This window comes from Escherichia sp. WS1265 (assembly GCF_046487585.1).
GTDB lineage: Bacteria > Pseudomonadota > Gammaproteobacteria > Enterobacterales > Enterobacteriaceae > Escherichia > Escherichia coli.
Genome location: NZ_JBJQJE010000015.1, coordinates 41,239 through 64,407, shown reverse-complemented (window position 1 = coordinate 64,407; position 23,169 = coordinate 41,239). Strand labels below are relative to the sequence as shown.

Sequence of the window (23,169 nt, the reverse complement as noted above, 5' to 3'; positions counted from 1 at the left end):
CAGTATTCATGATGCTGGTTTTTCGCTGATATTTAACCCGAACATTCCTGATACAGACTATTAATACAATATTATCTGCGACAGATTTCATTTTCTGGATATATTATGAATGAACAAATCAAACAGGATATCGATCTGATTGAGATTTTAAAAAGATTCGTGTTATCCTTTTTATTATAGCTATCTGTATGGCAATGGTGCTTTTATTTCTGTATATCAATAAAGATAATATAAAAGTGAGTTACAGCCTAAAAATAAACCAGACAACACCAGGCATACTTGTTAGCTGTGATAGCAATAATAATTTTGCCTGTCAGACCACAATGACTGAAGATGTTATACAGCGAATTACTACATTTTTTCACACCAGCCCAGATGTCAAGAACAGAGAAATAAAGCTGGAATGGTCAGGAGATAAGAGAGATTTACCAACTGCTGAAGCGGAAATATCTCGCGTGCAGGCGTCTATTATCAAATGGTATGCGTCAGAATATCATAATGGCAGGCAAGTTCTCGATGAGATACAAACACCTTCAGCAATTAACAGTGAGCTTTATACAAAAATGATATACCTGACCAGGAACTGGTCATTGTATCCGAACGGTGATGGCTGTGTAACTATAAGCTCACCAGAAATAAAAAATAAATACCCTGCTGCCATTTGTCTGGCTCTGGGGTTTTTTATAAGCATTGTAATTTCTGTAATGTTTTGCCTTGTCAAAAAAATGGTAGATGAATACCAACAAAACTCTGGGCAGTAATAAACAGCATTCTGATAGAGAGTGCCTGTATAAAGCTGAAGTGACAATGACCGGGAAGGGAACCCGTTTTCAGGAATGGATGCCTGTCTTTTTCACTGTAAATATCCTGGCATTACTAATGCCAGGATATTTACAGAAGAGCAGCATAACCATGACGGAACGGGGTTAAGTCAGGTTGTCCTTAACGCTATTCACAACCTCGTATGCTGCCTTCAGGTTTATGTCCAGACTTCATATCTCTCTCAGCAATCCTCAATAATCAGATACACCGCTTTCACCGGGCCATGAACCCCGACGACTTTGATAAGCTCAATATCCGCCGTTGAACTAGGGCCGCTAATGATGTTAATGCAGGACGGCATTCGTTCACCGGCCTGCGCTTTCTGATGCAATTTTTCTGCGAGTTGCGCTACACGCGGCAGGATTGTGCTTTTACGCAGGATAAAAAGAGAAGATTCCGGGAGCAGGCTCAATGAACGCCCGCGCTCGGCGGCGGAAAAAAGAACCACGCCTCCCGATTCGGTTAAACCATATTCAGCATACACGACACCCACTTTAGCCTGCTCTGCCTGTGAGATATTCTCGGCACCTTTCGCCGGATCCCAAACAACGGCATTGCATTCCTGCTGCAAACGTTCGCTAATCCCCAATTCCTCCAGCCTCGTGTCACCGCTAATCACGACCGACTGATCTCCCAGCTCTTTACACAGACGTATTGCAGCTTCTGCCGCCTTCGCCTCGCTGGTCAGTTCACAGCGCGTCAACATAACATCGCTGGCAAACTGGATAAACGCGTCACAACGCTGCTGTTGGGTAAGTTGGGTAAGCCGCTCGTTAGCATAGTTGTTAAGCGGCGCATCTTCTGCTTGCGGTTCAAGTCGCAGCGGGCGACCCAGTGCCTGAGCAACGTTATTCAAAAATTCGCTCCGATTATCCATTCTTTTTCTCCTGCGCCTGATGTTTCTTAAACCAACTACGGAAACTCTCTCCGTCAGCTTCAGGAAGATCGCGTGCTTCCATCCAGTCGCTAATCGCGCCAAATTTGAGTGGTGTTTTGCCGCCATTGATAAACCAGCTTGCCGCATGAGCGCCGGCCATCATCCCGACTTTCCACAATCCTGGATGACTATTGGCATAAGCGAACATTTTTATCGCCCGTTGCTCTGCTTTTGCGGTGATCCCTTTTTCAGCCATCACCCGACGATGACGCAAAATCAGTTTTGACAGCGGAATACGCACCGGACACACGTTGTCACAAGCAGTGCATAGAGAGCAGGCGTAGGGTAAATCTTTAAAATCTTTATAGCCGCCAAGTAGCGGAGAAATCACCGCACCAATTGGCCCTGGATAAATAGAGCCATATCCATGACCGCCAATATGGCGATATGCCGGACAAGTATTCATACAAGCCCCGCAGCGAATACAGCGCAGCACATCCCGAAATTCAGAGGCCAGCACCTCAGAACGCCCGTTATCGACAATAACCAGATGAAACTCTTCAGGACCATCAACGTGCCCCGCTTCGCGCGGCCCTGTCAGCCAGGTGTTGTATCCCGTCAAACGTGCACCAACGGCACTGCGCGCCAGCATGGTGATCAATACATCTACCTCTGCAAACGTGGGAGCAATACGCTCCATTCCCATCACTGCAATATGCGTTTTAGGCAGCGTGGTACACATTCGCGCATTACCTTCATTGGTCACCAGGCATACCGAACCTGTCTCTGCCACCGCGAAATTACAGCCGGTAATACCTATTTCAGCACTGAGGAAATCTTCGCGGATTTTTTGCCGAATGAATAAGGTCATCGCTTCAGGCGTTTCCGGCCCCTCATAGCCCAGACGTTCGTGTAGCACTCGACGGATCTGATGGCGATCTTTATGAATTGCCGGGACCACAACATGAGAGGGCGGATCTTGATCCAGCTGGAGAATGTATTCACCCAGATCGGTTTCAATCACCTGAATCCCGGCATCCTGCAACACATGATTGACACCAATCTCTTCGGTCACCATCGATTTAGATTTCACCACCTTCCGGGCATTTTTGCGTTGGGCAACCTGTAAAATGTAGCGGGTGGCGTCTTCTTTGGTTTTTGCAAAATAGACGTGACCGCCGTTTTGTGTCACTTTTTCTGAGAGCTGGTACAGATAAGCGTCGAGATTACTCAGAACATGATCACGTATCTGGGCGGCCCGATCGCGCCACTCCTCCCAGTGCCCCATTTCATCGACCATTTTTTGCCGATTTGCCCCAATACGCTGCTGCGCGTTTGCCACCGCTTTGCGCATGATCGGATCTTCAATTTGCTGACGGATGCGTGTCTTAAAATCTGTATTACTGGTTTTGATCGACATCTTTATATCCTCAGCGGCTCATCAGCACTTCAGCAATATGCATCACTTTGACTTTCTGCCCTTCCCGTTGTAATCGTCCACTGATGTTCAGCAGGCAACTCACGTCAGCACCAATTAAATACTCAGGGCGAACTTCCATCAGGTGCGCAACCTTTTCTTTCACCATCTCGCCGGATATTTCGGCCATTTTGACCGAGAACGTGCCGCCAAATCCGCAGCAGGTATCCTGTTCAGCAAAGGTCAACAGCTCCAGTCCACGCACATTTTTCAGCAGCGTAAGTGGTTCGTCCTTCACCCCCAGCTTACGGGCCAGGCTACAAGATGGGTGATACACCGCTCTCCCTTGCAAACTGGCACCTACATCGACTACCCCTAATGTATTAACAATAAAAGAGGTGAGATCCTGCATACGCGCGGCTACCTTTTCGGCACGTGATGCCCATTCAGGTTCATCCGCCAGATACGTCGGGTAACTTTTTACGGCATAGGTGCAAGAGCCAGCCGGTGAAATAATGGGATCGTCGTTATCCTCCAGTGCGGCGATCAGATTTTTCATCCCTGGAATCGCTTCTTTGATATAACCACTATTGATCGCAGGCTGACCGCAGCATCCCTGTTTCTCCGGGAAATTTACGCGACAGCCGAGTTTTTCCAGTAGCAGCACGGAGTCTCGTGCCATTCTTGATTTCAGGGCGTCACCAATACAGGTGACAAAGAAATTGACATTCACAACTAATACTCCATTACTTCATGCCCATTTATGCCCGATGGTTCCCCCCACCAGGGGATCAATCATCAATAAATATGGCGTTCTTTTTTAATTGGCTAGCAACATACCACCCCTCATTTGTATGACAAATGATAATCTTTCATCTAAACTTCAAATGCAATAACTAATTTTATTTCTTTCGGCATCGCTCACATTTTATAGGGAAATCGACGATCATTTTTGGCATAAGAAATCCATTTAAAAAGGCTACATCCCTTATACCTATTCAGAGCTACTTATTCAGGGGTTATTGAGATATACACTGATGGTGTACAAAAAAAATCACCGACAATAATCACGTATCAAGTAATAGTCGGGATTTTATTTAATTGAAGCAATTTAGTTTGCATTTTTATTTAAAAACCGAGCTAGAGTCCATCAAAAAAATATATAAAGCCCAAAACCACCGTTGGAAATAGAAATAGTTGAAAGGCTCACAACTCCCGGAATGCGGATTATCTTTGCCCTGATTTCTGGCGGTTTTATTCAGGGTGCAAGCTGTCTGACCCTTTCCCGATATTCTCCCGGAGTACAACCAAACTCGCGGACAAACGCCTTGTGAAAAGATGATTCACTGGCATAGCCTACTGACTCAGCGATCACCACAACAGGGAGCATTTCCCGGGAAAACATCTGGGCCGCTATTTGTAGACGCAACTTTGTTAATACAGCCAGCGGCGTGGTTCCGGAAACATCACGGAAAAGCTGGGCAAAACTTGCCCGGGACATGTGGGCGATGCTGGCCAGCGATTCGACGGTCCAGGCGTGTCCTGGCATTTCCAGCATTTGCTGTATTACCGCACCAAGACGTGGATGCAGAAGCAAACTGAGAATGTTTTTCTCAGTATTAACCTGTGCAATCCACTCACGCACCGCGAGGGTAAAGAATGTAGCGCAGATCTGGCTACACAGTGCATCCACTCCCGGCATCGCCGATCTGGATTCCTGTTGTAAAAACGGGATCGCCTCCCTCAGCCAGTTATATTCCACGCTGTGGTTAACTGGTGCTAAAAACAGCGTTTCCGGCAAAGACGTTAAAAAATAACGCGCCGAATGTTGCAGCCGAAGAGTGCCGCAGACAATACAGGTCGATTCATTATCGACATGACTCAGGCGATGAGCTGAATTTTGTGGTAGCAGGACCACATTTCCCGGGCGTAATGTAAAAATCTCTCCCGTCGGCATTTCCAGCTTCGCCGCTCCTTGCGTTAACGCATGCCAACGAATAACCGACAATTCCCCGGCACCATGTGGAAGCTGCCAGTCACTTCCTAACACGCAATTCTTATCGATCGTTCCTTGTGGAGCGTTAAGCATCAACAAACGGCTAAGGGCATCCATATCAGACTCCTGAGTGGTTTTTGATTACAAATACCAACAATCTTAGTAAATAATTAATGTAATACCATCAAATAGTTAATCATGATTTTTGTTTTGTGATTCTGATTAAGAAAAAGAAAATACCAGACGATAAGACAAAATATCAAGCGTTGTGAAGAAATGTTATTTGCTCTTTTGCGTCTATAGTCATGATGTCAAATGAACGCGTTTCGACAGGAAATCATCATGAATAAATATCAGGCAGTGATTATTGGTTTTGGCAAGGCTGGAAAAACATTAGCCGTCACGCTGGCAAAAGCAGGTTGGCGAGTGGCTCTCATCGAACAATCAAATGCAATGTATGGCGGGACCTGTATTAATATCGGCTGCATCCCAACCAAAACATTGGTTCATGACGCACAGCAGCACACAGATTTTGTCCGTGCCATACAGCGTAAAAATGAAGTGGTTAATTTTTTACGTAATAAGAATTTTCATAATCTTGCGGATATGCCCAATATCGACGTGATCGACGGCCAGGCGGAGTTTATCAATAATCATAGCCTGCGTGTTCATCGGCCTGAGGGAAATCTGGAAATTCATGGCGAGAAAATTTTTATTAATACCGGTGCACAAACCGTGGTTCCGCCAATTACTGGAATTACCACCACGCCTGGTGTATATGACAGCACCGGATTACTTAATCTAAAAGAATTGCCTGGGCATTTAGGTATTTTGGGCGGCGGATATATTGGCGTTGAGTTCGCCTCTATGTTCGCTAATTTTGGCAGCAAAGTAACCATTTTAGAGGCAGCTTCGCTGTTTTTGCCTCGGGAAGATCGGGATATTGCTGATAATATCGCGACGATTTTACGCGATCAGGGCGTCGATATTATCCTCAATGCCCATGTGGAGCGAATCAGTCACCATGAAAATCAAGTGCAAGTGCATAGCGAGCACGCCCAACTGGCGGTGGATGCACTGTTAATAGCTTCCGGTCGTCAACCGGCTACCGCTTCGTTACATCCAGAAAATGCCGGTATCGCAGTAAACGAGCGCGGGGCAATTGTCGTTGACAAGCGATTACATACCACCGCAGACAATATTTGGGCGATGGGAGATGTTACCGGCGGGCTGCAATTTACTTACATATCACTGGATGATTACCGCATTGTACGTGATGAGTTACTGGGTGAAGGCAAACGTAGTACTGATGATCGGAAAAATGTGCCTTATTCCGTATTTATGACACCGCCCCTGTCCAGGGTTGGTATGACAGAAGAACAAGCCAGAGAGAGTGGTGCTGATATTCAGGTGGTGACATTGCCTGTAGCTGCAATTCCGCGTGCCAGAGTGATGAATGATACTCGTGGGGTATTAAAAGCGATTATTGATAATAAAACCCAACGTATATTAGGGGCATCACTGCTGTGTGTTGACTCCCACGAGATGATTAATATAGTGAAAATGGTGATGGATGCCGGGCTGCCTTATAGCATATTACGCGATCAGATATTTACTCATCCGTCGATGAGCGAATCACTCAATGATCTATTTTCATTAGTCAAATAAACTCAAAATCAGACGCCAGAACAAATATTCTGGCGTCTCAGAGAAAAGAATCTTATTAATTCTCTGTTACTCTATAAATTCTTAATCACTTCATTGATGGTATTTTATATGTTTAAAAAATCCGTTTTATTTGCAACACTATTATCTGGCGTTATGGCATTTTCCACCAATGCAGATGATAAAATAATTCTGAAACATATCAGCGTCTCGTCAGTATCAGCATCACCGACAGTTCTGGAGGATGCCATTGCTGATATAGCCAGAAAATATAATGCTTCATCCTGGAAAGTCACATCGATGCGAATTGATAATAATTCAACCGCAACAGCAGTATTGTATAAATAAGGATGTTCACAATGGAAAAATACCTGCACCTGTTAAGTCGGGGAGATAAAATTGGCCTGACATTGATTCGTCTGAGTATTGCGATTGTTTTTATGTGGATTGGGTTATTAAAGTTTGTCCCTTACGAGGCAGACAGCATTACACCATTCGTCGCAAACAGTCCACTAATGTCGTTCTTTTATGAACACCCGGAAGACTATAAACAGTATCTGACTCACGAAGGCGAATACAAACCAGAAGCAAGGGCATGGCAATCGGCCAATAATACCTATGGTTTTTCCAACGGTCTTGGCGTCGTGGAGGTGATTATTGCTCTGCTGGTTTTGGCTAATCCTGTCAATCGCTGGTTAGGTTTATTGGGAGGGCTGATGGCATTTACCACACCGTTGGTAACACTCTCATTTTTAATCACCACCCCGGAGGCATGGGTACCCGCATTGGGTGACGCTCATCATGGTTTCCCTTATTTATCTGGTGCTGGTCGCCTGGTATTGAAAGATACTCTGATGCTGGCAGGTGCTGTCATGATAATGGCAGATTCGGCGCGGGAAATTCTTAAACAACGCAGTAATGAATCCAGTTCAACGTTAAAAACTGAATATTGATAATCCGAACACTGTCTGTTGTTCACTTTTTCAGGCATCAGGCTTTCCTTGCTAATGGGTGAAGCCTGACGCCATATTACCGGAGATATGACAGAGTGAAGATCAATATCACTCCCCTGTTAAAAGATTCTTGTCGTCTCAGGTAAAATACATGATTAATATCAATCATGCATTTTTACAGCAAGACAACCACGAACAAATTCAGGATTAAAATGTTTTACCGACTCCCCAACATAACCCAAATCAAGCGAACTAATTTGTGCCATTTCTTTCTCTGTCAGTGAGAAATCCCAGATAGCAAAATTTTCTTCGATACGCTGTTGATGTGTCGATTTCGGAATAACGACCACTCCCCGTTGAATATTCCAACGCAGAATGACCTGAGAAATCGATTTTTGATGGGCATCTGCAATACTCTGAAGCAGATTATTTTCAAAGGGTTTATGTCGTCCACCACCTAACGGAGCCCATGCTTCAGGCTGCACGTTATAATACTTCATGGTTGCCAGCGCCTCTGGTTGGGCAAAATAGGGATGCAACTCGACCTGGTTGACCATCGGTTTAACTCTTACCGTTTCACAAAAGTTCGCCAGAACATGAGGGTAGAAATTGGAAACCCCAATCGCTTTTAATTTGCCCTCTTCATAGGCATCTTCGAGTGCACGCCACGCACTGAAATAATCGCGCATGGCCTGGTGCAATAAATAGAGATCGAAGTATTCCAGTCCCGATTTTTTTAATGATGCTTCAATACCTGCTGCTGCAATATCCTGATTCACCATATCCTGCACCCACAATTTAGACGTTATAAATAACTCTTCTCGGGTACATAAACCTTCAGATATGGCTTCACGAACGGCTTCACCGACGGCATCTTCATTACCGTATACCGCTGCAGTGTCGATGAGTCGATAACCCGTGCGGATAGCATTCAACACTGACTGTTTGCACACGTCTTTATCGGTAACCTGAAAAACACCAAATCCCATCATCGGCATTTTCAGATTGTTACTTAATACGGAAAATTCCACTGTCAGTCCCTCCATTAGGTATGAACAATGAGTCTACGTTAAAACGTAACCTCAAATTAGTATGTGGATTTTGATATCACTTATGCAAAAAATTCATTAATAATGTAGGACTGAAACCTCTCTATTTTCGGGGACAACGAAGCAGACGCTACCAGTGCTTTTGCCTTCGCCCTTGCTGTTTTTGATACACTTAGGGCCCAGGGCATAACGAAAATGTGCGATATGACAAAGAATTAACGGAGAATGTGATGATCAGGCAGAAGATTCTACAGCAGCTCCTGGAGTGGATTGAGTGCAATCTCGAACACCCTATTTCAATCGAAGATATCGCACAGAAATCTGGCTACAGCAGACGCAACATCCAGCTTCTGTTCCGAAATTTCATGCATGTGCCTTTGGGAGAATACATTCGCAAACGAAGGCTTTGTCGTGCCGCCATTCTTGTCCGGCTCTCCGCGAAATCTATGCTTGATATTGCACTCTCTTTGCATTTTGACTCACAGCAGTCATTCAGCCGCGAATTTAAAAAGTTATTCGGCTGCTCTCCCCGTGAATACCGCCACCGTGATTATTGGGATCTCGCAAATATCTTCCCTTCTTTTTTAATACGTCAACAGCAAAAGACGGAGTGTAGATTAGTCAACTTTCCTGAGACACCTATTTTTGGCAATTCATTTAAATATGACATTGAAGTGTCGAATAAATCACCGGATGAAGAAGTCAAACTGCGACGTCATCATTTAGCCAGATGTATGAAGAGTTTTAAGACGGATATCTATTTCGTCTCCACATTCGAACCGTCAACAAAATCGGTCGATTTGCTCACAGTTGAAACTTTTGCCGGTACGGTATGCAAACAAACCGATTCAGAGATGTCGAAAGAGTGGACAATTAACCGAGGACTGTATGCCTCTTTCCGCTATGAAGGTGAGTGGGAGCACTACCCTGAATGGGCGCGAAACCTCTATCTGATGGAATTACCCGCCAGGGGGTTAGCCAGAGTGAACGGCAGTGATATTGAGCGGTTTTATTACAATGAAGATTTCGTAGAAAAGGATAGCAATGATGTTGTTTGCGAAATTTTTATCCCCGTTCGTCCGGTTTAGTTGTCGCTATATCTAAATGAATATATAACGAGACTACTGTCAGGAAATTCAATAAATAATGGCGTTGAATATGTCAACGCCATTAATGTTTATTAGAATGCTACTTTCATATTCTTAAAATTATTTCATCGCCTCCTCGTCCTTTGCCGTATCGGCATCCACCGCGGTAATGGTCACCGTCACTGGCTTCATTTCGTACCCGCCATACGTCAGGGCGTTAAATGTGAACGTATAGACACCAGGCTTGCTGGTACTAAATTTACGCGTGATTTTTCCGCTCACGAAATGGTCATTTTTCGACGGCAGGAATTGATAATCCTTCTCCGTCACTCCTTCCGGAGCCTCAATGTCGACCCACACATTCCCCCCAACAGGGTTATTTGCCGAGAACAGGGTAACCGTCATTGTTGCGGTCTGTACCCCATCCGCCACCAGAGAAGTCACATCAGATGATGCGGCGAGCACCGCGTTTTTATCATCCGCGACGAATTTAGATTCAGCAGTTTTCGTCGATTCCTGACCGTTGGCCTGTTCCACTTTCGCCGTGAGTGTATATTTCGCTGCGACAGTGGTCGTGGCGGTGAAAATAGCCTGCCCTTGCTCATTAGTTTTCGCCGTCCCATCGGGATCCAGAGCTAAATTTGCCGGGCTAGCAGTCAGCGTCACCTCGCTATCTTTCAACAGGTTGTTATTGGCATCAGTCACCGTAACTTTATACGTCTGTTTGGCTTTGCCATCCGCCAGTGCATAGTTGCCAATCACCTCAATACCGGAGACGGTTGCGGTCGCCTTATCGGCCACAAACGTTATAGTCTGCGCATCCGAAGGCTGGTCATTTCCTGCCGATGCCGTGATCTCATACGTTCCGGCAGTCACTGAAACCACCTGCAACTCTGCTTTCCCCTCATCGTTGGCTTTCACCCAGACATTATCGCCTGTAAGCGGCTTGACACCCCGGGGCAGATTAAAGGTCACCAGGCTCCCTGGAACAGGGTTACCATTTTTATCCTCAACGGTCGCCGTCAGCGTAAAGGCATCTTTGCCGTTTGCCACTTTTTGAACGGCGGTGTCTACCTGCAGGTTTGCCTGACCGGTGCTGGCATCCGCGTTAAATTTCACCGTGACCGTCTTCTGAGCACCATTCACCGAAGCGGAAATATTGTGTTCTCCCGCAACCGTTGACATAAGCTCAATATCCGCTTTACCTGCCGCATTGGTTGTTACTGTATTCCCCGTCTTGCTCGTCACACCCTGCGGTAAAGTCAGCGTAACTTCTTGCCCCTGCAACGGGTTACCATAGCTGTCCACGACGGTCAAGGTTACCTGGTTAGCAGACTGTCCATTTGCCAGTTGGTTATTCATCTTCACCGCCATATCACTGATCACTGCCCGGGAAGCGTCGCCTGCAACATTCAGCACCAGTGGCTGAGCAACGGCATTTTGGCCGTTCACTCGCGGCATCACAGACAACTGACCCGCGGCAGATCCCAGCGTTAAGGTCGCCACGTAGACCCCATTACCTTTCTCTGTCCAGTTTCCTGCTGAAGGACGCTCACTCCCCGTGCTGGCGGCACCGCTAAACACTGGTGCATCTGGCTTCAGCCCGGTGACCGGGTTCCCGTACGCATCCTTCACGGTGAAGGTGAGTTCCGTCGTCGTTTTAACCGTTGGAGTCTTATTGTCCGCAACAAGCGTAGAGTTAGCTGATGACATATCTCCAGCGATGACCGTCAACTGCGCGGCTTCGGTGGCTGCTGGCTGGCCGTTGAAGAGAGGCATGACGCGAAGCTCGCCCGTCTTTCTGCCTGTAGTCAACGTAGCAACATAGGAACCGTCACCTTTTTCGGTCCAACTGGAAACGGTCGCCCCTTCAGAGGCGGTCCCCGTCAAACTTGCCGACAACGAAAGACCACTGATAGCGTTGCCATGTGCATCTTTTGCAATAAGCGTCACGGTTGTGCTTTCGCCGGCTTTTACGTGATCTTCTGCGACGGAGACTTTCGACTGGTTTGAAGATAACGCATCAGCCACCACGGTTACTTTTGCCGCGTTTGCTGCCGCATCCTGTCCATTTAGCTTCGGCATAACTTCTAATTCACCCGCCGTAGAGCCGAGAGTAATTTGCGCAGTCCACGTCCCATCACCATTATTTGTCCAGCCCGATGCCGTAGAACCTACAGCAGCGGCACCCGCTAATGACGGTGCATCCGGATTGAGGCCTGTTACAGGGTTGTCATTGGCATCTTTTGCCGTCCAGATTGCCGTAACTGTACCGCCGACCACCGGTTTATCAGGATTCAGGGTGATGGACGAATGTGCTGCATCAAGCGGCCCGGCAACAAACTTCAGCGTTTGTTGTAATGTGCCCAGCTGATACTGCTCGCTGAAGGCACGCACAACAACGTTTCCGGCACGGGTCGAAGAAACCGTGGCGCTGTAAACCCCTGGTTTTATTTCCGAAATGGCACCAACGGTAACACCATTAGTGTCTTGCGGAACAAGTCGCAGGCGGCTGGCTTCTCCCGTCACCGGATTACCCTCGGAGTCCACCGCAGTCAGCGTCAGCGTGTAGGCTTGCTGACCATCAGCAACCACGTCACCTGACGGCTCGTTAGCGCTCAGGGTGGAGTTTGCCACATCCATCATCGTGGCCCGCAGTTCTGCAGTGACGGTTTTGCTCATGCCATCAACGCTAACAGTAATCGTTGCCTCACATGACTGCGTTCCGGTAGTAAAGACAGACTGATACACCCCTGCTTCAGTTTCGGTGAACTCACCCAGTGTTGGCTTTGCCTGTGATTTAGTGGCCTTCAGAGAACGAGTCACAATATTTCCAGCCGGTTTGAAAGTTAGTTCAGTCTTGATCTGATCTTTCATGCCCGTGACTGGCTGACCCTCGGCGTCGCGCAGAGACAGCACCAGCGGCTTTTGCTCATTACCGTTAGCAAGCATTTGAATACGGCTCTGACCGTCAAGCGTTAACGCCGTACGATCGGCGTTCATACCAGCTCCGCTAATAACCACTTCTGTCTGCACACGTTTCGAGGCATTGCCTTTGTTATCGTAGGCAATCGCTGAAACCGCATAATAATTGTCTTTGCCTGCCTGATAAGCCGGGAGCGTCACTTGCCACTGATTGCCCTGCCCCGTAATTTTTCCGCCTGCGGCCAGCAAAGACGGCGCTTCCCATTGCACATTTTTCAGACCGTGAGTTGCTTTGCTGACCACAAGCCCCAGGGAAACCGTCTGGCCGCCCTTGCCTTCAATACGCTCAGGCAGAGCAATACGGATCACTTCAGATTTGCGATACTCAAGAACGATATTGTTATTACGCTCAACCAGGTCATAGCGGCTGCCTGCCAGCATTCGACGCTCGCGAATACTGTCTGTATCGAGTTGTTTTTCCAGAGGTTCGCCAATCCGATAATTAACTTCCAGGCCAAAGCGAGTGTCATTCTCACCACTCTTGCCCTGCTTATGCCCGGCGCTCAGTGTCAGAAGAGGCACTGGTGTATAGGTTACCTCGGCAGAAATAGCATGCGGGTCTTTCTGGCGTTTATCTTTACCAAACAGCCCGACTTCATCACCATAATACTGCTCATACATCAGGCTTGCGCCAAGCTGCGGCCAGGCAGGTAAATAGCCCTCAGCACGAATATCCCAGCCATTCGCCGGGCGTTCCTGATAATCCTCAACATCCGGTGATTTTTTCCAGCCAGAAGCCCGGATATAACCATTGGCGCTCAGTTTCAAATAATCACGCCAGTATTCCGCACCAACACCAATGCGGGTATGACTACGGGATAAATCATGATCGATAAAAGTATTCACCCCCGCCATCCAGTCATTTTCTGAAAAATGACGCCAGCCAAAACCAATATTTGACTGAGTACGATCGTCGGTACGATGTATTGCCCCCTGAGTGAACAACATATTTGTCGGTGTATCATAAATCGGATAAAGCATTTCCAGCGAAGAATCCTTCAGCGAGAAATCTTTATCGACATTCAGTTTGACGCGCGCAGTACCGTATTTCCCGAGCCACTCCTGAATTTCCTGGTTAGCTTTAGCGGTGGCCATTCCGGTAATAAAGTTACGTGTCGCATCGCTATCTGGCTGACTGCTTAAAAATGTCCCGGCATTTGCGGCAAACGACGCGACATTTTTCTCCACATTATTATCAGCAGCTACTGTGGTATTTTCCATGCTCAAACGTGGCTGAACCGTATGCTGCGCACGTGCTGCCATTACTGGCGTAAAGGTGACAGCGAGTGGAAAAAGAACCTGAACAGAGATATTTGCCCACGCCACGCAGCGGGCCAGAACTGAATAACGAAATCGTGGTTGTTTATGACCTGTTTTATAACGTGACATTGAGATAATTTCCTGATGAACGAATTAACGAACATAGGCAGACACAAATAATGGCGTCTGCTTGTCAGAAAAACCGGGAATTTCCCGGTTTCCTTTTCCGCAGAAAAGGAAATACCTTTATGTAAGAAAGTACACCGCCACCTAATATATCCAGTGTCTGTAGCCACTCATCAGGTGGTTGGGCGCGGGATTATATTTTTATTTATGGGTAAAAATTTAGATTTTTGTGCAAGTTATTAAATAGATACTTAAGTTATATTTCTTACTCTGCGGGCAGTGAATAATTCATTATTAAGAGTGAATAATAATGACCCGTCTTTAATTAACTGCTATTGGGAGTACGTCGAAGTGAGTATATACGCCAGGATAAACCAATATATTTTTTATGGACATTCATTTATATTCATCGGACTGTAAATTCCGGGGATATCGAACTTGCACGACTAATCTCAACCCTCAAACAGATTTATGAATTTTGTTCATAACCCCTGACAAATCCTGCCGTCTAATCGAGCTTTTCCCTTTACGTTATGCTTCTCATGAACGATAATGGAAGGATAACACCATGCAAAAAGTAAAACTGAACAACGGTATTGAAATGCCCCTGTTGGGCTTTGGTGTATTTCAGATGACCGATGCCGCCGAATGCGAAAGAGCGGTCATTGACGCTATTAACAGCGGTTATCGACTGATTGACACCGCCGCCTCTTATCAAAATGAAATCCAGGTCGGAAACGCACTGAAACAAAGCGGTATCGCCCGTAACGAACTCTTTGTCACCACGAAACTCTGGTTGCAGGATACCAGTTACGAAGGGGCCAAAGCCCAGTTCGAACGCTCTCTGAATCGACTGCAACTTGATTACGTTGACCTGTACTTGATTCACCAGCCATATGGCGATGTCCACGGAGCCTGGCGTGCCATGGAAGAGCTGCAACAGGCCGGTAAAATTCGCGCTATTGGCGTCAGTAACTTCCATCCTGACCGACTGGCTGACCTTATCGCCTTTAATAACGTCGTTCCGGCGGTAAACCAGGTTGAAGTTAACCCTTTCAATCAGCAGCTACAGGCCGTTCCCTGGATGCAAAGTCGTGGCATTCAGCCAGAAGCCTGGGCACCGTTTGCGGAAGGGAAAAATGGTCTGTTCCAGCATCCTGTTCTCACGGCAATTGGCGAGAAGTATGGCAAAAGCGTGGGCCAGGTTGTTCTGCGCTGGATCTACCAACGAGGCATTGTTTCACTGGCAAAATCAGTGCGAAAAGAACGCATGGAAGAGAACATCAACATTCTCGATTTTGAACTCAGCCCTGAAGATATGCTGCAAATTACCGCCCTGGATACCGCAACCAGCGCGTTCTTCTCTCACCGCGATCCCGCAATGGTGGAATGGCTGACTGGCCGCAAACTTGATGTTTAAGCCGCGATAAAAGAGGTATTCATTCAATGCAAAAACGTTATCTGGGTAAATCCGGACTCGAAGTCTCCGCCCTTGGGCTCGGTTGCATGGGCTTAAGCCACGGCTACGGCCCGGCGACCGATACCCGTCAGGCTATCGAACTTATTCGTGCTGCGGTTGAACGTGGTGTCACCTTCTTCGATACCGCCGAAGTGTATGGTCCGTATCTGAATGAAGAAGTGGTCGGCGAAGCCTTAAAACCGTTTCGTGACCGCGTGGTAATTGCCACTAAATTCGGTTTTACCTTCGGCGATGATAATAAGCAGCAGATTTTAAACAGCCGTCCGGAACATATCCGTGAAGCCGTTGAAGGATCATTACGTCGTCTGAAAACAGATGTTATTGACCTGCTGTATCAACACCGTGTTGATCCGGATGTTCCTATTGAAGATGTTGCAGGAACGGTGAAAGACCTCATCGCAGAAGGTAAGGTCAAACATTTCGGTCTGTCTGAAGCAGGAGCACAAACCATTCGTCGTGCACATGCGGTACAACCTGTCACCGCCCTGCAAAGCGAATATTCCATGTGGTGGCGTGAGCCTGAACAGGAAATTCTGCCGTTGCTGGAGGAACTGGGAATTGGTTTTGTCCCCTTCAGCCCACTAGGTAAAGGTTTCCTGACAGGGGCGATTAAGCCGGGAACCACTTTCGGCAAAGATGATTACCGCAGCACCGTACCGCGTTTCGCAACACAAGCCATTGAAGCCAATGAAAAACTGGTCACCTTGTTAGGTGAACTGGCTGCGGAGAAAGGGGTAACGTCTGCACAAATCGCACTGGCATGGCTATTAGCACAAAAGCCGTGGATTGTTCCCATCCCTGGCACCACTAAACTGAACCGGCTGGAAGAAAACCTGGCCGCTGCTGACATTGTTCTTTCGCAGAAAGATACGCAGCAGATAACCGAGGCGCTGGAAACAATTAAAATCGTCGGTGAACGTTACTCGCCTGAACATCAGGCACGCGTAGGCCGCTAATACCCAAACGGGTCCAGGATAAAGGACCCGTTATTCGGTGTAGCGAAGCGCATCGATCAACAGCGCAAAAGCTGGCGGATGCTGCTTGCGGCTGGGGTAGTAAAGATAATACCCAGGAAAAGTTGGACACCACTCCTGTAACACCTGAATAAGCTTGCCTGACTTTATATACTCCTGAACCATGTCTTCAGGGACACAAGCGATCCCAAACCCTGATAAGGCGGCATCAATTCTTTCTGGCAACGGACTACACGTCAGCTGCCCATCAACCTTAACGCGAAGCGGTTTCCCTTCTCGCTCGAACTCCCAGTGGTAAAGCCCACCGGCAGTTGGCAAACGCATGTTGATGCAGCGATGATTTTGTAGCTCGTGAGGCGTTTCAGGCGCAGGGTTTGCAGCAAAATACGCCGGAGCTCCCACCACAGCCATCCGCATATCTGGTCCAATCCTGACTGCAACCATATCTTTATCAACATTTTCACCCAGTCGTATCCCGGCATCAAAACGGCCTTCAACAATATCGACAAAACCGTTATCCACCACCAGTTCGACATTGATTTCGGGATACTCTCTGAGAAAAGGTTTTAGCTTCGGCCAGACCAGACTTCGCGCGGCATGTTCCCCGGCAGATAACCGAATATTCCCGGAGGGCGTGCCGTTCAATTGAATAAGTGATTCCAGTTCCTGTTCAAGCTCGTCAATACGCGGTTCAAGGCAGGCAATGATTCTCTCCCCCGCTTCTGTGGGAGCCACACTGCGGGTAGTTCGTGTCAGGAGGCGGATATTGAGCCTTTCCTCCAGAGCCTTCATTGCATGGCTAAGTGCAGACTGAGAGACGCCGAGTTTGCCCGCTGCTTTGGTAAAACTTCGCTCTCTTGCCACCACAAGAAAGATTTGCAGTTCGTTGAAGTTTTCTTTGAGCATTGGCGATTTCCTTGTAGAAGCATCCTCTTCACAGACACTCATGAAGAGGGGCATAGATGCTATTATTTTAACCACATTATTAGTAACAATGATAATCTGGCTGTATCGAAAATAATTCTAAACTTTCAGGAGATTTATTATGAATAAACGTATCCTCACGATTGCGCCATTCTTCTTACCGATATTCTGACACACATCATTAACTTTCTATTTTTACTCTTTTCTCCACCATAAAATCAATAAAAGCACGAACTTTAGAAGGCATTCTCACCCGTGATGAAACATAAATATAAAATCCAGGAAATGAAACAGCCCAATCCTCAAGAATCGGCTGTAACTTGCCCGCATTGATATGTTCAGCGATTGCAAAATCCAGATGTTGAATGATACCCGTTCCATTCAGCGCCATTCGTATCATGCTTTCGTCATCATTAGAAATATACTTACCTGAAACCTCTATTTCGAACTCTTCATTACCCCCCGCAACATTAGAAAACTCCCATGCAGAGAGTGCACCGCTACTTTTATGCCGCAACCGAAGGCAATTATGGTTACTCAGTTCCTGAGGCGTTTCAGGAATACCGTGTTCTTTTAAATAATCTGGCGATGCCACAGTAACCAGTTTAATAAGCGGAGAAACAGGAATGGCCGTCATATGCTCATCCAGTCCTTGCTCAAGACGTATGCCCACATCACAGCCGTCCGCAATAATGTTAGATAAACCGTCATCCATAATGAGTTCTATCTTTGTTTTGGGATAACGAGTAAGAAACTCGCCAATATGAGGCTCAACAAGCATCCGTGCTGCAACACGGGAGGAATTTATTCTCAACAGGCCTGTAGGTTCAAGTTGGGTATCACCAACATCTTTCAAAGCATCATCAATTTGCCCCAAAGCCGACACCAGCACTTCATACAGACGCTGTCCTTCCTCAGTAAGCGACATATTGCGGGTCGTACGGTATATCAGCTTGGTGTTAAGACGTTCCTCAAGAGATTTTAAATTCTGGGACAATGCGGCCCGCGTAATACCCATTTCAGAAGCGGCTCTGGAAAAACTGCCGGCACGAACAATCAGCGCAAACCAGGCAAGAGAAGGCAAAATTGAAGGCTCTATTTTCATCATTGTAAACCTTAACTTAACACTGTGATAGATATTAGACCATTGATGATAACCAATACAAGTCATACTATTACGCCGTTCTCGATATGAACACAAATGCCAGTTGCGGATAATAGAAATGATATTTAAATCTGTTTAGGCAAATCCCCGGAGCTTGAAATGAAAACTGTTTCGATAAAACACACTTACTGGGATATAGCTGCTGATATCTATTTCCCTGACGATTTTAATAGTGAAAAAAAGTATCCTGCCATTATCAGCGCCCATCCAATTGGAAGCTGCAAAGAACAGACATCGGGTAGTGTGTATGGTGCCGCCCTGGCAAAAGCTGGCTTTATCGTCATTGCTTTTGATGCCAGTTTTCAGGGAAGCAGCGGTGGAGAACCGCGTTATCTGGAAGATCCAACAATGCGAGTAAAAGACTTCAGCATTGTCGTTGATTACCTTACCACCTTACCTTACGTTGATGCCGGGCGTATTGGTGTACTGGGTATTTGTGGTGGAGGTGGATATGCCATTAATGCCGCAATGACAGAACGTCGGATTAAAGCCATTGGTACTGTCACGGGTGCAAACTACGGGCGTCTTATGCGTGAGGGATTTACAGCGTTTAATCCTATCGGAGCACTCGAAGCAATGGCGCAACAAAGAACAGACGAAGCTAACGGCGCAAAACTTCGCGTAGATGATTTGCTCCCTTCTTCTCCGGAAGCAGCTCTTGAAGCGGGATTAACAGAAATAGACCTTTTTGAAGCAACAGAATATTATCGTTCGCCACGAGGCTGTGCACCTAATGGGGTAAATCGTTCGCTATTCTCACATCAGACTGTTGCCGTGGGTTGGGATGCATTTCATCTTGCAGAAGTGCTGTTAACTCAACCAATAATGGTTGTGGTGGGCGATAGAGTGGGCGCATTTGGTGCCTACCGTGACGGCTGCGAAATTATTGGCCGCGCTGCCTCAAAACATAAAGAGCTGGTCGTGGTTGAAGGTTATTCACATTACGACCTGTATGATAAGCCAGAACCTGTGAAACAGGCACTCGACAAATTAATTCCTTTTTATAAAACACATTTGTAATAATCTTACAGGGAGATTCCTTATCTCCCTGACATTTATCCTTTATTGACTACACAACAATAATAAAATTACTCAAAAAGAAATTTCATTAAAGAAACAAAAAAGCAGCAACTCAATTATTAAGATTATTAGAAACCCTTTGAAGGAATTATAAATAAAGCCATAAATCTTGGTTCCAAAGCTGGCAACAACTAACCAGTTAAAACATACGCATCAAAATCAGATAAACATTTGAGGTATTGTTATGACAAATAAACACCCATCATTGTTTTCTCCTTTTATGCTGACAGAAAAAATAAAGCTACGTAATCGTATCGTTATGGCTCCTATGACGACCTGGTCAGCGAATCCTGATGGAACCATCTCTGAGCAAGAACTCGAATTTTATAAACGTCGCTCACAAAATGTTGGTTTAGTAATAACAGGATGTACCTATGTCACGCCAAGCGGCATTGGGTTTACTCATGAATTTGCCGCGTATGACGACCGTTTCATTAACAGCCTTGAAAAGTTAGCAGCGGCAGCCAAAAGTGGCGGTGCTCCGGCTATTTTGCAGATTTTCCACGCCGGTAATAAAGCCATCCCGGAGCTTGTACCAAATAACGATGTTATTAGTGCCAGCGCATCAAGCGTAAAATCTGGTGACTTTATGAATAGAGTGGTACAAAGCAGGGAAATGACTGAAAACGAAATTCAGGAAACCATTAGAGCATTCGGAGATGTCACAAAAAGGGCGATTAAAGCAGGTTTTGATGGCGTTGAACTTCATGGTGCGCACGGATTCCTTCTACAGAATTTCTTCTCCCCTCTATTTAACCAGCGTAATGACCGATGGGGAGGAGATCTCGAAGGACGTATGCGCTTCCCGCTGGCCGTATTACAGGAAGTAAAAAATGTAGTCTATGAATATGCGATAAAGCCCTTTGCCATCGGTTACAGAATATCTCCTGAAGAATCTGCAACAGGGGGGCTGCGGATAGAGGATACTTATAAACTCCTTGATCGGCTCATTTCATCCGGTATTTCGTATATACATACCTCGCTGGTCAGTATTAACGATAGCTACCCTGTTGAGTCGCCAAATGGCCCCCGAACTATTGAATTGATTTTAAATCATATTGCAGGCAGAGTGCCGGTAATCGCCGCAGGTAAAATACGCACACCGTCTCAGGCTCAAGAAGCAATTTCCGCTGGCCTGCCACTTGTTGCGATCGGTAAAGGGCTGGTGATAAATCCAGAATGGGTGACTTTAGCTGAATCAGGTAGAAGCCATGAAATTCAAACAACCCTTAATCCACAACTTGTTCCTGAATTAACCATTCCGGATAAACTATGGGATCAAATTCAGGCATCTAGAGGAACTGGCTGGTTTCCGTTAATGGATTAAATATCTATTACTCTCCCGAGAGTAAAACTATCAAATCAATGAGTAACCGATACAGCCTCACAAATTCTTTCAGATAATTAACCCGTCACTGCGGCACGTTCTCTCATAAGGCGTGCCTGCAGTGTAATCCAGTATGTATCCGGCATAGTTGACGGTTTAATAAAGCTCAATTCCTCGCCCAGGTTACCAACAACGATATCTTGTATAACACCCCAGGAGATACGACATTATGATGAGATGAGGTATGCTCCTCAGCGCCAATCAACGCCAGGACTGGGCCAGTCTTGAGATCAGACTCATTCCCGGAACTGACTTCAGGCGACATATATCAATGACGTTGGGGCAATAAAAGATAGCCGATGTAATACATCTATTCAAATTTGTGATACATGTCAAAAAATTGGTTGACCAAACTCGTTATTTATATAAGGGCACTTACGAAGTGCGCTCTTTTTTAAAGCGAGGAAGTACCAATGAAAGAGAATAAAGTACAACAAATCAGTCATAAACTGATTAATATCGTTGTTTTTGTCGCAATTGTAGAATACGCCTATTTATTTCTCCATTTCTATTAATAACGGCAGTAAACTGTTCACTGCAGTGATATTTAAAATATGCATCCTCTCCCTTTTTGTAAGTAATTATTATATCCGTGGGAGAGGAATACACGCTGTCAAGTAATCAATCAAACTGCGATAAATCATCGGCCAGTAAAGTGGAGATAGCCTCCATTCTCGAAAAATTCATACTCTCAGCGAAACCATCATCAATCACTCATCCAGGCGTTTATGGGAGCGTCGCCAATGGCTGCTAACAATGCCAGACTTCCCCGTTGCGGAAATTCCACATCCCACAAATGGTCACAGTGATTGGGTGTTGAAATGATCCGGATGAGCATGTATCTTTACGGTTATGTTATAACATAACAGGTAAAAATGATGAAGCCCAATATCCATCCTGAGTATCGTACTGTGGTGTTCCACGACACCAGTGTTGATGAGTACTTTAAAATCGGCTCGACTATCAAAACAGACCGTGAGATTGAGCTGGATGGCGTAACGTATCCGTACGTAACAATTGATGTCTCTTCTAAATCGCACCCGTTCTATACAGGGAAGCTGAGAACAGTGGCATCAGAAGGAAATGTTGCACGATTCACCCAACGTTTTGGTCGTTTTGTTAGCACGAAAAAGGGGGCATGATGAAAGTCCTTAACTCTCTGCGTACCGCAAAAGAACGCCATCCAGACTGTCAGATTGTGAAGCGAAAAGGACGGCTATATGTGATTTGTAAATCTAATCCACGTTTTAAGGCCGTTCAGGGTCGTAAGAAAAAACGTTGATTCAAAATTCGACGAATTAACGATATTTGTCTGATTAATAATCAGACCGGATTAATGTTGGTGTATTTATTACACCAGCATTAATTTTCCTGAGGATGTATCTTCCTGTTCATTTAAGGTCAACTGCCTGACGTTTCTCTCCGAATATTCCATTATATTAATGTTGACTTGTTGACCAGGTGCGCCCTGTATGCTGGCATCAACTCTCTTTTAGACTGAACACGCCACTCAGTTTCCTCCCTTTGCGACGCAGCCTGCATTTACACTCAAACGGTTAAGATGATAAATGTGGTAAATCTGTTGGTACTGACATAAAAACGTTTACGCCACAGGAACGGCCTGATCCACCGGTAACCCCATCGCCGACGTTCGAGTGCCAGTTAGAGTAACGCGCACAGATGACTGAATGCAGTGCCCTGGCAAAGAGGCCATCGTTCCTGTGACAACTGGCAGTCTTCGTTTAACTTCACTTAATTTGGCTCTTAGGGGGCTTACCGGACAGATGACGTACTTACACCTGTTTAATTTTTCATCACTTATTGGGATGAACACCCATAACCATTTTGTGCGGCATGTTAATCCATTAAAACACCTTACTGATTGGCAAATCATCTTTAATTATGACTCATGATAGTTTTA

The 23,169-nt window shown here is 46.0% G+C and carries 19 protein-coding genes and 2 pseudogenes; 12 read left to right on the top strand and 9 right to left on the bottom strand.

Annotated elements, in window-relative coordinates; genetic code table 11:
* Positions 1 to 105: 105 nt before the first annotated feature.
* Positions 106 to 761, top strand: a pseudogene (locus ACJHX3_RS15795) (hypothetical protein).
* A gap of 242 nt (positions 762 to 1,003) precedes the next feature.
* On the opposite strand, the gene ACJHX3_RS15790 reads toward ACJHX3_RS15795, so the two are convergent.
* The 4 genes from ACJHX3_RS15790 to rclR all read right to left on the bottom strand — a co-directional run bounded on the left by ACJHX3_RS15790 (position 1,004) and on the right by rclR (position 5,229).
* On the bottom strand, positions 1,004 to 1,699 hold the full coding sequence (locus ACJHX3_RS15790) for a lactate utilization protein C (RefSeq protein WP_024216461.1): 696 nt from the start codon (positions 1,697 to 1,699) through the stop codon (positions 1,004 to 1,006).
* Entirely contained in the window at positions 1,692 to 3,119 is a 1,428-nt protein-coding gene (locus tag ACJHX3_RS15785; protein WP_024216459.1) for a LutB/LldF family L-lactate oxidation iron-sulfur protein, read from the bottom strand. Before ACJHX3_RS15785 ends, ACJHX3_RS15790 begins: the two co-directional genes overlap by 8 nt.
* Positions 3,120 to 3,129: 10 nt before the next feature.
* Positions 3,130 to 3,849: a (Fe-S)-binding protein gene (locus ACJHX3_RS15780; protein WP_001102123.1), complete on the bottom strand. Its 720-nt coding sequence runs from the start codon at positions 3,847 to 3,849 to the stop codon at positions 3,130 to 3,132.
* Positions 3,850 to 4,374: 525 nt separating this feature from the next.
* A complete protein-coding gene (gene rclR / locus ACJHX3_RS15775) occupies positions 4,375 to 5,229 on the bottom strand; it encodes a reactive chlorine-specific transcriptional regulator RclR (protein WP_000339593.1) in 855 nt (284 codons plus the stop codon).
* 225 nt (positions 5,230 to 5,454) lie between these two features.
* On the opposite strand from rclR, the gene rclA reads away from it, so the two are divergent.
* The 3 genes from rclA to rclC all read left to right on the top strand — a co-directional run bounded on the left by rclA (position 5,455) and on the right by rclC (position 7,730).
* Positions 5,455 to 6,780, top strand: coding sequence for a reactive chlorine resistance oxidoreductase RclA (gene rclA, locus ACJHX3_RS15770; protein WP_001046322.1), 1,326 nt, complete (start codon positions 5,455 to 5,457; stop codon positions 6,778 to 6,780).
* A gap of 108 nt (positions 6,781 to 6,888) precedes the next feature.
* Positions 6,889 to 7,125, top strand: coding sequence for a reactive chlorine resistance periplasmic protein RclB (gene rclB, locus ACJHX3_RS15765; protein WP_000474077.1), 237 nt, complete (start codon positions 6,889 to 6,891; stop codon positions 7,123 to 7,125).
* Between the two features lie 11 nt (positions 7,126 to 7,136).
* Positions 7,137 to 7,730 (top strand): reactive chlorine species resistance protein RclC, encoded by a 594-nt coding sequence (gene rclC / locus ACJHX3_RS15760; RefSeq protein ID WP_001306921.1) that lies wholly within the window; start codon positions 7,137 to 7,139, stop codon positions 7,728 to 7,730.
* Positions 7,731 to 7,891: 161 nt separating this feature from the next.
* On the opposite strand, the gene ACJHX3_RS15755 is transcribed toward rclC, so the two are convergent.
* The gene (locus ACJHX3_RS15755) at positions 7,892 to 8,761 is read right to left on the bottom strand and encodes an aldo/keto reductase (protein ID WP_140427149.1); all 870 of its coding nucleotides are present in this window, start codon (positions 8,759 to 8,761) and stop codon (positions 7,892 to 7,894) included.
* Between the two features lie 248 nt (positions 8,762 to 9,009).
* Between ACJHX3_RS15755 and ACJHX3_RS15750 the strand changes: the two genes are divergently transcribed.
* Positions 9,010 to 9,867 (top strand): helix-turn-helix domain-containing protein, encoded by an 858-nt coding sequence (locus ACJHX3_RS15750; RefSeq protein WP_140427150.1) that lies wholly within the window; start codon positions 9,010 to 9,012, stop codon positions 9,865 to 9,867.
* A gap of 120 nt (positions 9,868 to 9,987) precedes the next feature.
* Here the strand turns inward: ACJHX3_RS15750 and fdeC are convergent, their stop codons facing one another.
* Positions 9,988 to 14,241 (bottom strand): inverse autotransporter adhesin FdeC, encoded by a 4,254-nt coding sequence (gene fdeC / locus ACJHX3_RS15745; RefSeq protein WP_094321709.1) that lies wholly within the window; start codon positions 14,239 to 14,241, stop codon positions 9,988 to 9,990.
* A 565-nt stretch (positions 14,242 to 14,806) separates the two neighbouring features.
* Here fdeC and ACJHX3_RS15740 point away from each other — a divergent pair.
* Together ACJHX3_RS15740 and ACJHX3_RS15735 are read left to right on the top strand one after the other, a co-directional pair.
* Positions 14,807 to 15,658, top strand: a complete 852-nt coding sequence (locus tag ACJHX3_RS15740; protein ID WP_001174452.1) for an aldo/keto reductase — start codon at positions 14,807 to 14,809, stop codon at positions 15,656 to 15,658.
* A 26-nt stretch (positions 15,659 to 15,684) separates the two neighbouring features.
* On the top strand, positions 15,685 to 16,674 hold the full coding sequence (locus ACJHX3_RS15735) for an aldo/keto reductase (RefSeq protein ID WP_001172288.1): 990 nt from the start codon (positions 15,685 to 15,687) through the stop codon (positions 16,672 to 16,674).
* 30 nt (positions 16,675 to 16,704) lie between these two features.
* Here the strand turns inward: ACJHX3_RS15735 and ACJHX3_RS15730 are convergent, their stop codons facing one another.
* Entirely contained in the window at positions 16,705 to 17,598 is an 894-nt protein-coding gene (locus tag ACJHX3_RS15730; protein WP_000910713.1) for a LysR family transcriptional regulator, read from the bottom strand.
* 199 nt (positions 17,599 to 17,797) lie between these two features.
* Positions 17,798 to 18,724, bottom strand: coding sequence for a LysR family transcriptional regulator (locus tag ACJHX3_RS15725; RefSeq protein WP_042096679.1), 927 nt, complete (start codon positions 18,722 to 18,724; stop codon positions 17,798 to 17,800).
* Between the two features lie 156 nt (positions 18,725 to 18,880).
* Here ACJHX3_RS15725 and ACJHX3_RS15720 point away from each other — a divergent pair, with 156 nt between their 5' ends.
* The 5 genes from ACJHX3_RS15720 (at position 18,881) to ykgO (ending at position 22,530) form a co-directional block, all read left to right on the top strand.
* Positions 18,881 to 19,801 (top strand): alpha/beta hydrolase, encoded by a 921-nt coding sequence (locus ACJHX3_RS15720; protein ID WP_042096678.1) that lies wholly within the window; start codon positions 18,881 to 18,883, stop codon positions 19,799 to 19,801.
* A gap of 244 nt (positions 19,802 to 20,045) precedes the next feature.
* A complete protein-coding gene (locus ACJHX3_RS15715) occupies positions 20,046 to 21,188 on the top strand; it encodes an NADH-dependent flavin oxidoreductase (protein WP_094308338.1) in 1,143 nt (380 codons plus the stop codon).
* Between the two features lie 473 nt (positions 21,189 to 21,661).
* Positions 21,662 to 21,763 carry a small membrane protein YkgR gene (gene ykgR / locus ACJHX3_RS15710; RefSeq protein WP_000662258.1) on the top strand — a complete coding sequence of 34 codons (102 nt, stop codon included), beginning with the start codon at positions 21,662 to 21,664 and terminating at the stop codon, positions 21,761 to 21,763.
* A 363-nt stretch (positions 21,764 to 22,126) separates the two neighbouring features.
* A complete protein-coding gene (locus tag ACJHX3_RS15705; RefSeq protein ID WP_000803998.1) occupies positions 22,127 to 22,390 on the top strand; it encodes a type B 50S ribosomal protein L31 in 264 nt (87 codons plus the stop codon).
* A complete protein-coding gene (gene ykgO, locus ACJHX3_RS15700; RefSeq protein ID WP_000866436.1) occupies positions 22,390 to 22,530 on the top strand; it encodes a type B 50S ribosomal protein L36 in 141 nt (46 codons plus the stop codon). Before ACJHX3_RS15705 ends, ykgO begins: the two co-directional genes overlap by 1 nt.
* 34 nt (positions 22,531 to 22,564) lie before the next feature.
* Here ykgO and ykgL read toward each other — a convergent pair.
* A pseudogene (gene ykgL / locus ACJHX3_RS15695) lies at positions 22,565 to 22,790 on the bottom strand (protein YkgL).
* Positions 22,791 to 23,169: the final 379 nt, after the last annotated feature.